The following is a 12,678-nucleotide window of genomic DNA, read 5'->3' on the forward strand; positions in this document are numbered from 1 at the left end:
ACGTACAAATTTAGAACATTAAAAACATTTAACCTTTATTTCCCTAAAAAAATATTACACATTTTTATTGACATGTATGATGAATATATGATAAAAATTTAACTAACATCATATGAATCGGCATTGATAGGATTTAGTAGTATTTCGATTTCTGATTTCAGAGAGCTGGTGGTCGGTGCGAACCAGTACAGAGCGAATTATGAATTACCCCCTGGAGCTTCTTTTGCGAAACGTAAGGAGTAGTGAAAGACGGTTATAGACCGTTATATCTAAAGAGTGGTGAAACGAAACTGTTTCACAATTTAGGGTGGTACCGCGAATTTTTCGTCCCTGCATATATTGCAGGGGCGTTTTTATTTTATTAGCGCATATCATACGACCCTTTATTTTGTGATACATTCATTTCACAAGCTAGGGTGGTACCGCGATTTCTTCGTCCCTGCATAATTATATGCAGGGACGTTTTTTTATCCAATCATTTCCGTATCATATTGAAGAATCAACAATTACCGGTAATTTGTCACAAAATTCTAAATTTTAGAAGGAAATAAACAATTTTGGCGAATTTTATATAAAAAAGAGCTATTTTAGATTACTTAGGAGGGGAAAACAATGGTTTCAAAAATTGAATCTGTTCTTTTAACATTATTTATCTTTTTCTGCATTGGCTTTAGTGTTATCAAATTAGAAGTTTCACCACACATCCCGATTTTATTCGGTATCGTTCTTTTATTAGCATTTGGATTTATGAAAAAAATCTCTTGGTCTACTATGGAAAAAGGGATGATCAGTAGTATTTCAGCTGGTATTCCATCTATTTTTATTTTCTTACTTGTAGGCGTATTAATTAGTGTTTGGATCGCTGCTGGAACAATTCCAACTTTAATGGTGTACGGCTTCCAGCTTGTATCTCCAAAGATTTTCGTTCCGACTGTTTTTGTTGTTTGTGCAATTGTTGGAACAAGTATCGGTAGTGCCTTTACAACTGCCGCAACTGTAGGACTTGCCTTTATGGGCATGGGTAGTGCTCTCGGATACGATCCGGCTCTAATCGCTGGTGCAATTATTTCTGGTGCATTCTTTGGAGATAAAATGTCTCCTTTATCTGATACAACTAACTTAGCTCCTGCTGTTACGGGTGTAGATTTATTTGAGCATATTCGTAACATGCTTTGGACGACAGTTCCAGCATTCATTATTGCTTTTATCGCATTTTTCATTTTAGGAGGCGGTACTAGTGGAGACGTTGACTTCACAAACTTTATTAGCACATTAGAAAAAAATGCAACGATTTCTATCGTTACACTTATTCCAATTTTATTACTGTTCCTATTCGCATTTAAAAAGGTTCCAGCCGTTCCAACATTACTTGCAGGAATTGTGGTAGGAATTATTATTCTCTTTATTTTTAAACCTAGCACTTCTTTAGCTGATTTAATGAAAATTATGCAAGACGGCTACGTTTCTAAAACTGGTATTAAAGACATTGATAGCTTACTATCTCGTGGTGGTCTACAAAGCATGATGATGTCGATTGCCCTTATTTTCCTAGCTCTTTGTATGGGAGGATTATTACAAGGAATGGGTATTATCACGCAGCTAATGAATATCATCTCTAGCTTCGTAAAAAATAGCACACGATTAATTATTTCTACTGCTTCAACTGCAATTGGTGTAAACTTCTTACTTGGTGAGCAGTACTTATCCATCGTTTTAACAGGACAAGCATTTGCTAATAAATACGATGAAGTTGGTTTAGAGCGTCGTAATTTATCGCGTGTACTTGAAGATGCAGGTACAGTTATTAACCCGCTCGTACCATGGGGTGTAAGTGGTGTATTCTTATCGAACGTCCTTGGCGTTCCGACATTTGATTACCTTCCATTCGCAATTTTCTGTTTAGCGTGCCCAGTCTTAACAATTATCGTCGGCTTTACTGGATTTGGCCTTTCATGGAAGAAAGAAAAAGCAGTTACAATGTCATAATATAAAAAAAGGATTACCTGAATCGGTAATCCTTTTTTTATATTTCTCGACTATCTATTTGCTTTCTTTCTTCTAAATAACAGAAGTAATCCCGCTCCAATAAACGCCAAGCCTGCTCCAATTGTAGAAGCAACACTTGTACCTGTTTTCGGTAAATCACGTTCTTCTTTATTTTCACTTACAGTTGTTGTTTCTTTTGAGTTTTGATTATCCGTTGTAGTTTGTCCAGATCCTGCATTATTACCTTCATCTGTTGGCGGTGTCGTTGGATTCCCTCCATTATTTCCTTCACCTGTTGGTGGTGTCGTTGGATTTCCTCCATTATTTCCTTCACCTGTTGGCGGTGTTGTTGGATTTCCTCCATTATTTCCTTCACCTGTTGGCGGTGTTGTTGGATTCTCTCCACCAGTTTCCTTATCATCATCGTTCTTCTTCGTTATATCAATTGCATATTTAGCAAATTCATTTTCAGATGGTCCAACATATGATATTTTCCCATCTTTCTTTATATACTTTTGTGCATTTGGTGAAGAATCGAACGTTGTATTTAATTTATCTGCAACAATCGGTTTAAACGTCCAATTTTTATCTGCTGCTGGATCAATAACTGGTGTTTCTTGCATATATTTCACAATGATTTGACGTGTTTCATCTTGTGATTGGTATACAACTTCCCCTTTACTTACACCTGGGAACGTTTGGCTACTTCCGCGATAGTTATTTGTAGCGACGATGAACTCTTGATTGTCAGCTACTGGCTTACCTTCATATGTCATATTTATAATACGATTCGTATTTGCATTTACAACTTTTCCATCTTTATCGTATTTCGCTGGTTGTGTTACATCAATTTCGTATTTTAAGCCATCTAAAATATCGAAGTTATATGTAGGATATCCTATATTTACTAATGGTTGTTCTTCTGTTTTCTTTGGATCGATTTGATTAAACTGACCTGCAGACATTTCAAGCCATTCTTTCACTTGTGCCCCATTTACTTTTACAGCATATAACGTATTTGGATATACATATAAATCTGCAACGTTTTTAATTGCTAACGTTCCAGCTGGAATATCCGTATAATATGTAGCACCGTTTCGGCCACCTGCTTTAAATGGTGCTCCTGCAGATAAAACTGGAATTCCTTTATATTTGCTGTACTGTCCATTTTCAGCAAATAACTTTTCTACATACCATTTTTGTGCATTTGTTACAAGTTGTACAGAAGGATCATCTTGTACTAATGAGAAATAACTATTAATTGGCGCTGTCGTTTTTCCTACAGCTGTATTCACATAATCAATTGTAGCTTGGTGATCATCTTTAATTTCATTAACTAATTTTTCATCAGATTTTACTAATGGGTTCCCTTTACTATCAGCAATTGGACGCAGTTGCGGCTTCGATTGCTCTTTTTGTACTTCCCATTTTCCGTTTACCTTTTTCAATTGCATATCAATCATACCTAAGTTACTTCCAAAGACACCAGGCATTACAACTGGAACACCATTAAATACATCCTTCACTTCAGTGTGTGAATGTCCCATTAATACTGCATCTACACCAGGAACTTCTGTTAAATAATACGAAGCGTTTTCCATACCAACGTTGTATCCACTCTTATCAACACCAGAATGCGCTAGTGCAACGATAACATCTGCACCTTCTGCTTTCATTTTTGGCACCATTTTCTTCGCTGTTTCAACTATATCTTTTGCTTTCACTTTTCCTTCTAAGTTCGCTTTATCCCAGTTCATAACTTGAGGTGGAACAAATCCCATTACGCCAATTTTCACTTTTTGTTTTTGACCTGATTCATCTTCTACTTCTTTTTCAAAAACATGATATGGTTTAAAGTAATTTTGATCGTTCTCCTCATTATTATCTTTATCATCTTTATAGACGTTCGAGTTAATAACCGGGAACTCTGTTTTACTAATTACTTTGTTTAAATAGTCTAAACCGTAGTTAAATTCATGATTCCCAAGAGAGATGACGTCATACTTCATTAAATTCATTAAACGATATAATGGATGTGTATAACTAGGATCCACAGGCTTCTTCGGATCATTTATTTTATTCGCTACATAATCTCCAAGCGGTGTCCCTTGTAATGCATCCCCATCATCAAATAGGACAGAGTTCTTCGCTTCTTCACGTGCTTTATTAACAAGTGTTGCAGTTTGTACGAGACCTACTTTATTATCTGTTTTCGTTTGATAATAATCGTAATTCATTAAGTTAACGTGAATATCTGATGTTTCTAGAATTCGTAAGTTAACCGTACTCTCCCCATTGTTCTCATCCGCATGAGCTGTTGTTGGCAATACTTGCGGCGCTATTACACCTATAGCAAGAGTTGCTCCAGCTAGCATTTTTTTTGACTTTTTCACAAAAAATCCCCCTTATACAATTACCAAAAATAATGAAATAAACCTCTATTTGCCTCTAACCACATACCTTTTTTCTTCTATTAGAGACAAGATTTTCATTTCATCCTGCGCTAATGAGTATTCCCCTTAAACGCCCGATTGTTGAAACTTTAATTAGCAGGAAATAAAGCCCTACTCATTAAAATTTCACCTTATCTGACATTATCATATATAATGTACTTTCATATCGTCAATATTTTTTGACATACTTCTACAAATTTTCTGTAAAGTTATTGTAAACTTTTCATAAACATATAATATGCCCTTACATTGTTAATACTGCTGAATATGATACAATTACCAATTACAAGGAGGATGAATTTATGAAAAAAGTCATCTTAACAATTGTTTGTCTCCTCCTTCTAATCATTTCTTATTCTTATTTCGAAAAGAACGATGAGACAAAACAAAATGAACCCGAAGAAAAAACAGAAAAAACATCTACTCCAAGTTGGATTGATAAGCAAACAAACGATTCCTTTTATCACCTCGTATTAGGTGATTCACTCGCCAAAGGATATGGATCGACACAAGGGGGATTTGCTGAATTAGGTTCTAGACAAATAGAAGCACAAATTCATAAACCAATTACCATAGAAAATCTTGGGATAAACGGTCTTACAACAGATCGTCTCGCTAAAAAAGTTCAATCAGAAGATGTAAAGCAAAAGATTAGAGCAGCAAATATCATTACGATTAATATTGGAGGAAATAATTTATTTCGCTTAAATCGTGATGTCGGTGTTATAGACGGTATTAAAATATTAAATAAAGAAAAAGCTCATTTTGAAGCGGATATAAAAACTATTGTAAAGACAGTTCGCGATCAAAACCCGGACGCTTTACTCATTCTCTCAGAGCTCTATAACCCGTTACAACTCGATGACTCCATCGCCAGTTATGCAGATATGTTTTTAGATGGCTGGAATGAATCTGTTTATTCCATTTCAAAAGCAAATCAACCATCTATCGTTTTGCCAGTTCGTAAATTAATATCGAATGATAAAAAAGAGTTATTATTTGACCAAGTACACCCAAATGATAACGGCTATGCAATTATTGCTAATGCGTTTACAAAGCAAGTGTTATCCTACAAATATTAAAGCTGTCATGAAACAATTCTATTTTTATACCCTGTCTTTTTTGTTACAATGATAGTGTGGAAGGGGGCCTTTATATGGAATCACGCGAGTGGGAACGTATTGTTGATCATCTTCTTTCGCTAGTGCCTCTTTTTTATCGCAAATTTATGCTTCCTGGAGAATTTTCTTCTCAAAGACATATGCCGCCATCACATACACAAGTATTGCTGCTTCTGCATGAAAATGGCACATTAGCAGTTTCCGAAATCGGTAAGCGGCTAGCGATTTCACGGCCTAACATGACACCTCTATTAAACAAACTAATTCAAGAAGAATTAATAGAGCGTCATTATAGTGAAAAAGATCGACGGGTCATTTTAATTTCCCTAACAGCTGAAGGGAAATTGTTAGTAAATCAGTATCAACAATTCATTTTAGACAAATTAAAAGAAAATTTCCAAACATTATCTGAGGAAGAACGTGAAAAACTCATTCACTCTCTTCAAACCATTCAAAATTTAATTTTGAAAACAAACGCATAAAGCTGCTTCTAAATAGAAGCAGCTTTATGATTCGTAATAATTACCATAGTATACATTTGAATATGGCCATGTCGTTAAATATGGTTTTTGTTCTTGCGTAGGTTGCTGTGGTGGTATTTGTGGTAATTGCTGAAATTGTTGCTGCTGATACACTCCAAATTGCTGCCTCATATCATTTACCGGATAATAATTTACATATGGGTATACTTGCGGTACATAATAATAATACATTCATTCTCTCCTCCTTTTTCTTAAACATATTCAAAGGAGAAAATGAATGTGACACTCTTTATATTTGCACGAGTGGTTCTCTCACTCGTTTCTTTCTGTTCTTCAAACGTAACTTACGGTTTTTTTCATATAAATAATGCACAACAAAATATGAAATTACCCCAAACACAACTCCTATTATCGTCATACCAATTAATACATACACTTCACTCTGTAATAAGCTCTTTAATATTGTGAAAATATGGCTTGAAAACAAGTCAGATATCGTAAATGGTTCATGATGTATTTTTTTCACATGAAATGGATAAATCATTTTTCCTAACGCATAAGCAACTGGAAATAAAAATACCGGTAAAAATGATATTTTCCCAATAATATTGCCAATAACCGCAGCAGGAAAAGATCCCTTTGCTAATCGAACGATCGGATAAAATATTACATATACGAGCGATGCCGTATATATGACCAGCATCTCTAAACCAAACCCAATTGCAAAACCTAACGATACTTTCTTTGCTCCTTCTGGTGATCGAAGCAGCTTATAATATTGAAACTTTAATATTCTCCACATCCGCTGAAAAAACGAATATGTTTTCTTAGTTGTTTTCACCCTCATCATCTCTTTAACTATATTTTTATATGTAGTATGTCCTTACACACTCTGAAAAACAAATTTAGTTTCCTCTTTTATTATAAATGATATCAAAATGGTTAACTAAATATACATATGACATTTCAATACAAAAAGTGCACCTCCAATTGTTATTTGTACGTAACAACTGGAGATGCACATCATTTAAGAAAGTTCTTCTACATTTTTAAATAAACTTACTAATAATGCTTTTTGCGCGTGCAATCGATTACCAGCTTGCTCAAAGACGATAGACTGTGGTCCATCTATAATTTCTCCTGTTACTTCTTCTTCACGATGGGCGGGTAAACAGTGTAAGAAACGATATGTTTGCTTCGCATGCATAACAAGTTCTTTATTAATTTGGTAAGGTTGAAATAAAGTATATTTCTCTTCTTCTCCTTCTTGCCCCATGCTCATCCAAACGTCAGTATATATGAAATCTGCTTCACTCACCGCTAATTCAGGATTATGCAAAATTTCAATTTCAGCTCCTGTTTCTTCAGCAATCATTAACGCTTTTTTTACAATTTCCTCATTCGGTTCATATCCTACAGGGGTCGCAACAGTCATATGCATTCCGACTTTCGCACTCGCTAACAACAATGAATGACATACGTTATTCCCATCACCTACATAAGCTAATTTAATTCCTTTAAACGTCTTCACTTCTTCATAAATCGTCATTAAATCTGCCAACGCTTGACAAGGATGGTGATCGTCCGTTAATCCATTAATAACAGGTATGCTCGATTCTTTTGCAAGCTCTTCTACATCGGCATGTGAGAATGTACGTATCATGATCCCGTCAATATAATGAGATAATACTTTCGCAGTATCTGAAACGCTCTCCCCTCTTCCAATTTGCATCTCTTTCCCACTTAAAAACATGCCATGTCCTCCGAGCTGTACCATTCCTGCTTCAAAAGATACGCGAGTACGAGTCGAATGTTTATCAAAGATAAGCCCTAATATTTTTCCTTGTAATAAAGGCTCTTGCTTATTCTTTTTTAAATAGATAGCGAACTCAATTAAAGAAATAATTTCTTCTTGCGTCAATTCTTCTAATGTTAAAAGATCTTTCGTATTTAATTTCGGTACTTGTACAGTTGACATGGAATTTCCCCCTCATATGATTGATACGTTTTTTGTACAAACTACTTTTTTTATCATATATACTGCCTGTTCTAACTCTTCATTCGTTACAATAAGTGGTGGTAATAGCCTTATCACATTAGGTCCTGCTTGTAATACGAGAAGTCCTTCTTTCTCTAGTTGTTCTATAAAACTCGCAACTTCATGCTTACACTCAATCCCTATCATAAGCCCCTTACCACGTATATTTTGAATACATTCAACATGTCGTAATTCCTCTCGCAACTTCTCTAATACGTATTCGCCCTTTTCTTTTACCTCTTTTAAAAACAATGGTTTCTTACTTACTTGCAATACTTCTTTCGCTGCAGCCATTGCAATATAATTCCCACCAAACGTTGAACCGTGTGATCCTGCAGTAAACGATGTTCCAAGTTCCTTCCGGCCAATCATCGCTCCAACGGGAATGCCATTTCCAAGCGCCTTAGCGGCAGTAACGATATGAGGATCTATTCCCATTTGTTCGTAAGCAAATAATGTCCCTGTTCTTCCAATCCCTGTTTGTACTTCGTCTATAATAAATAAGGAACCGAACTTATTACATAATGTTTCAATTGCTTTCAAAAAAGATAAATCAGCAGGAATGACTCCTCCCTCTCCTTGAACAACTTCTACCATTACCGCCGCTACTTCTTCATTCATTACTTCCTCTAACGCCTTTATATCGTTAAACGGAGTATGTAAAAAAGACGGAAGGAGCGGACCAAAGCCTTCTTTCACTTTATTTTGCCCCGTCGCACTCATCGTTCCGAATGTTCTACCGTGAAAAGACTGCTGACACGTTATGACGAGAGATTTTCCAGTATGCTTACGAGCTAGCTTCAAAGCAGCTTCATTCGCCTCTGCCCCGCTATTACAGAAAAAAACAGAATCTAACGCTGTATTTTCTGTTAATAATGATGCTACTTCTTCTTGTAAGCTGTTTGTAAACAGGTTAGATATATGCCATATATCATGAAGTTGCTCTTGGACAGCTTTCATAACCGTAGGATGACAATGTCCTAAATTACATACGCCAATTCCTGATGTGAAATCTAAATATTGCTTACCATTTTCATCAATAACTTCCGTTCCACTTCCCTTTACAAGCTCAATATTTCTTCTCCCATACGTTTGAAAAAGATGACTTGTCATACGATACTTACTCCTTTCGTTACCGTCGTTCCGATACACTCGCCCGTAACTTCAGTAAAATCTTTTGTACCGTTCACAATACTTATCTTTTGCACTCCCATTTTTAATGACGTTAGTGCCGCCTGTACTTTCGGAATCATCCCGCCTGTAATAACTCCTTTTTCTATTAAAGTAATAATTTCCGATTCATCCGTTTTCTTTACTAATTTTCCTTCATGTAATATCCCATCTACATCCGTAATAAAAATGAGTTCTTTTGCGGATAATGCGGCTGCAATTCCAGCTGCAGCTGTATCCGCATTTATGTTATAAATCTCATTATCATGTATCCCGACCGGAGCAATAACAGGAATATAATTCAAATTTATCAATCCTTTTAGTAAGGCTGTTTCGACATAACTTACTTCTCCCACATATCCTATTTTTCCGCTGACAGGTTGAACTTGAAGTAAATTGCCGTCACACCCTGAACAACCTACCGCAAGTAAATTATGCCTTTGCAACTTCATTACAAATTTTTTATTCGTACTTCCGCATAGCACCATTTGAACAATATCCATAACTTCTTTTGGTGTTACTCGTAACCCATCTCTTTTTTCTACTTTGATGTTACAACCTTTTAATTGCGCATCAATTTCTGGGCCACCACCATGGACAATCACTACTTTATACTTCTGTTGCAATTTCTTTATACAATCAAAAAACACATCATTTAATTGATCCAACATACTACCGCCGCATTTCACTACAATATAATCGCTCATCTTCCCTCTCCTTATGTACGATAACAAGCGTTTATTTTCACATATTCATAACTTAAGTCACAGCCCCAAGCTGATCCGGTCTCTTCTCCTAAATGTAAATACACATCAATCATAATTTCATGTTCTTTTAATTTCTTTTTCATTTCCTCTTCAGAAAACATTTGGGGTTCACTATTTTTTAACACAGCGATAGATTGAAGAGTAATATCAATTGTATCCGGATGAATCGCTACTTCACTTTGTCCCATACTGCTAATAATTCGCCCCCAATTTGGGTCTTCACCATGTATTGCTGTTTTCACAAGACTCGAACCGACTATTTGCTTTGCAATTTTCTTTGCCTCTTCATTCGTACGAGCTCCTAGCACATTTACTTCTATTAACTTCGTAGCACCTTCACCATCTCGTGCAATTTTTTTTGCTAAATCTTCACATACCTTCTGTAAAGCAAATACGAAAGTTTCCCAATCTGCATGTTCCATATTGATTGGTTTCGTTTCTGATAATCCACTTGCCATAACAATAACCATATCATTCGTAGAAGTATCTCCATCCACCGTAATTTGATTAAATGTATGATTCGTTATTTGTGATAATGCTGTTTGCAATACGTCATGCTCTATATGAGCATCTGTCGTAATAAAACTTAGCATCGTTGCCATATTTGGATGAATCATCCCTGAACCTTTCGCAACACCAGCAATCGTCACTTTCTTCCCATCAATCATCATCTCATAGCACGTTTCTTTCGTTATAAGATCCGTCGTTAAAATCGCTTCAGCAAAAGAATGAGCTTCACTTACTTCCTTCGTGGGGATAAGAGTTACAACTCCCTTTCGAATTATATCCATCGGCAGCTGAACACCAATTACACCTGTTGAAGCTACTGCAACGTAATGTTCTTTCACTCCAAAATGTTCCGCCCCTAATGCACGCATCTCGTAAGCATCTTGTAAGCCTCTCATTCCTGTACAAGCATTTGCATTTCCACTATTGACAATAATAGCTTGTAATTTCCCCTCAGCCGCTATACTTTCTTTCGTTACTTGCAACGGGGCTGCTTGTATTTGATTCGTTGTATAAACAGCGGCACATGATGCCGGCACTTCACAAATGATTACACCTAAATCCTTTTTTTCTTTTTTCAGACCATTTGCAGTACCGATTGCCGAAAATCCTTTTGGCGCTACAATGGAACCATGTTCTAATTTTGTAATAGACTCTACTTTAGTCATCATGTCCCCCTTATAGATAAAGCGGCATATGTTGTAAGCCTGTTGTTTCTTCTAGCCCCGCTACTATATTTGCATTTTGAACCGCTTGCCCAGCCGCACCTTTCATCATATTGTCTATAACAGAAACGACTGTCACTCTTCCTGTTCTTTCATCGTAAGCTATCCCAATATCACAATAATTTGAGCCCCTCACTTCTTTCGGACTTGGAAACTCTCCTGGCGTGCGAATTCGAATGAAAGGCGATTGTTCATACGTTTCTTCATATAACCTTTGAAGCTGTTCTCTTCCCATTTCTCGTTTTACTTTCGCATAAAGTGTAATCATAATCCCTCGTGATATCGGTATTAAATGTGTACTAAACGTGATTGGCTTTGTTTCCCTATTCCACTCCGCAAGCATTTGCTCAATCTCAGGAACGTGTTGATGCTCATTTACTTTATAAATACGTAAGTTATCGTATAACTCAGGAAAGTGCGTCATCGTTGTTGGCGTTTTTCCTGCTCCAGATACTCCTGATTTCGCATCAATAATAATGGAATCTTCTTCAATCATGCCGCTACGTACTAACGGTAATATCGCTAATAATGTAGCTGTAGCAAAGCATCCTGGGTTTGCAATTAAATTTGCATTTTGAATTTCGGACCTTTTCCATTCGCTTAACCCATATACAGCTTCCCTAAGAACTTCTTCTTTTGCAGCTGCCCTTTTATACCACTGTTCATATGTCGAAGGATCTTTCATTCGAAAGTCTCCTGAGAGGTCAATTACTTTTAAACCTACTGCTAATAATTTCGGAGTTAACTCTGTTGATACTCCTGCTGGGGTTGCTAAAAATACAATTTCTGCTTTCTTCTTTATTTCCTCCGCTTCAATTTCTTGTAACGTATGAACAAGAACATTTTGAAAATGCGGATATACATTTGTTATACACTCACCAACTTGTGAAAAAGAATGAAGAGATGCTATCGAAAAATATGGATGTTGCTCTAATAACCGAATTAACTCAATACCTCCATACCCAGTTGCTCCAATAATCGCGACTTTCATATACTCCTCCTCATATCGATTCTTTAAATTAAGTATGATTATAATATTGTATATTTATAGAGTCAATTAAATATTTATAAATTTTACAAACTTAAAAAACTTAATTTTACTAGAAAAATAATATATACAAGCGGATTTTTATACACAAATAGTGCATGGTAGTTTTTTCACTTCACTTCAAGTACAATAAAACAATACATACGTACATATAGGCGGGGAAAACATGAATAGAAAATTAATTGAGAAGATGATTATAAAAAGTTTTCAGCAATATCAATATAATCCTATGTCAAATGAGGATCAGGAAATGCTAATTAAACATATTCAAACGATAATTCATTCAAATACTGAAATTGATGTATACGAGGCAGTTGAGGATATCGTTTACGATTATGTGACTGGAAAATAAAAAAATAGGAGATTTCCATATGGAAATCT

12 protein-coding genes and 1 other annotated feature are annotated in these 12,678 nt (G+C 35.8%); of the genes, 4 read left to right on the plus strand and 8 right to left on the minus strand.

From position 1 onward, the window contains the following. Positions 1-114: 114 nt before the first annotated feature. Positions 115-335, plus strand: a binding site (T-box leader). Positions 336-612: 277 nt separating this feature from the next. After that, positions 613-1,986 (plus strand): Na+/H+ antiporter NhaC, encoded by a 1,374-nt coding sequence (gene nhaC / locus K5S59_RS04150; protein WP_120450851.1) that lies wholly within the window; start codon positions 613-615, stop codon positions 1,984-1,986. Positions 1,987-2,036: 50 nt separating this feature from the next. On the opposite strand, the gene cpdB is transcribed toward nhaC, so the two are convergent. Next, the gene (gene cpdB, locus K5S59_RS04155) at positions 2,037-4,379 is read right to left on the minus strand and encodes a bifunctional 2',3'-cyclic-nucleotide 2'-phosphodiesterase/3'-nucleotidase (RefSeq protein WP_000748625.1); all 2,343 of its coding nucleotides are present in this window, start codon (positions 4,377-4,379) and stop codon (positions 2,037-2,039) included. Positions 4,380-4,741: 362 nt separating this feature from the next. On the opposite strand from cpdB, the gene K5S59_RS04160 reads away from it, so the two are divergent. Further along, the gene (locus tag K5S59_RS04160; protein WP_000755842.1) at positions 4,742-5,521 is read left to right on the plus strand and encodes a GDSL-type esterase/lipase family protein; all 780 of its coding nucleotides are present in this window, start codon (positions 4,742-4,744) and stop codon (positions 5,519-5,521) included. A 74-nt stretch (positions 5,522-5,595) separates the two neighbouring features. After that, positions 5,596-6,042 carry a MarR family winged helix-turn-helix transcriptional regulator gene (locus K5S59_RS04165; RefSeq protein WP_000445817.1) on the plus strand — a complete coding sequence of 149 codons (447 nt, stop codon included), beginning with the start codon at positions 5,596-5,598 and terminating at the stop codon, positions 6,040-6,042. 24 nt (positions 6,043-6,066) lie between these two features. Here K5S59_RS04165 and K5S59_RS04170 read toward each other — a convergent pair whose 3' ends face one another. From K5S59_RS04170 to argC, 7 genes are all read right to left on the minus strand, one after another. Beyond that, positions 6,067-6,273, minus strand: coding sequence for a hypothetical protein (locus tag K5S59_RS04170; RefSeq protein WP_000291944.1), 207 nt, complete (start codon positions 6,271-6,273; stop codon positions 6,067-6,069). A gap of 58 nt (positions 6,274-6,331) precedes the next feature. Continuing rightward, entirely contained in the window at positions 6,332-6,892 is a 561-nt protein-coding gene (locus K5S59_RS04175) for a DUF2062 domain-containing protein (protein ID WP_002072979.1), read from the minus strand. Positions 6,893-7,069: 177 nt separating this feature from the next. After that, positions 7,070-8,020, minus strand: a complete 951-nt coding sequence (gene argF, locus K5S59_RS04180; protein ID WP_000108883.1) for an ornithine carbamoyltransferase — start codon at positions 8,018-8,020, stop codon at positions 7,070-7,072. A gap of 12 nt (positions 8,021-8,032) precedes the next feature. Beyond that, positions 8,033-9,193 (minus strand): acetylornithine transaminase, encoded by a 1,161-nt coding sequence (locus tag K5S59_RS04185; protein WP_000200524.1) that lies wholly within the window; start codon positions 9,191-9,193, stop codon positions 8,033-8,035. Further along, entirely contained in the window at positions 9,190-9,957 is a 768-nt protein-coding gene (gene argB, locus K5S59_RS04190) for an acetylglutamate kinase (protein ID WP_120450852.1), read from the minus strand. The genes K5S59_RS04185 and argB overlap by 4 nt, the downstream gene beginning before the upstream one ends. 11 nt (positions 9,958-9,968) lie before the next feature. Further along, entirely contained in the window at positions 9,969-11,192 is a 1,224-nt protein-coding gene (gene argJ / locus K5S59_RS04195) for a bifunctional glutamate N-acetyltransferase/amino-acid acetyltransferase ArgJ (RefSeq protein ID WP_120450853.1), read from the minus strand. Positions 11,193-11,202: 10 nt separating this feature from the next. After that, positions 11,203-12,240 (minus strand): N-acetyl-gamma-glutamyl-phosphate reductase, encoded by a 1,038-nt coding sequence (argC, locus tag K5S59_RS04200; protein ID WP_000861232.1) that lies wholly within the window; start codon positions 12,238-12,240, stop codon positions 11,203-11,205. A 223-nt stretch (positions 12,241-12,463) separates the two neighbouring features. On the opposite strand from argC, the gene K5S59_RS04205 reads away from it, so the two are divergent. Further along, positions 12,464-12,649, plus strand: coding sequence for a YqzH family protein (locus K5S59_RS04205; protein WP_001080394.1), 186 nt, complete (start codon positions 12,464-12,466; stop codon positions 12,647-12,649). The last annotated feature ends 29 nt before the right edge of the window (positions 12,650-12,678 follow it).

Origin of the sequence: Bacillus sp. BML-BC051, from assembly GCF_019656175.1 — a bacterium.
Lineage (GTDB): Bacteria > Bacillota > Bacilli > Bacillales > Bacillaceae_G > Bacillus_A > Bacillus_A mobilis.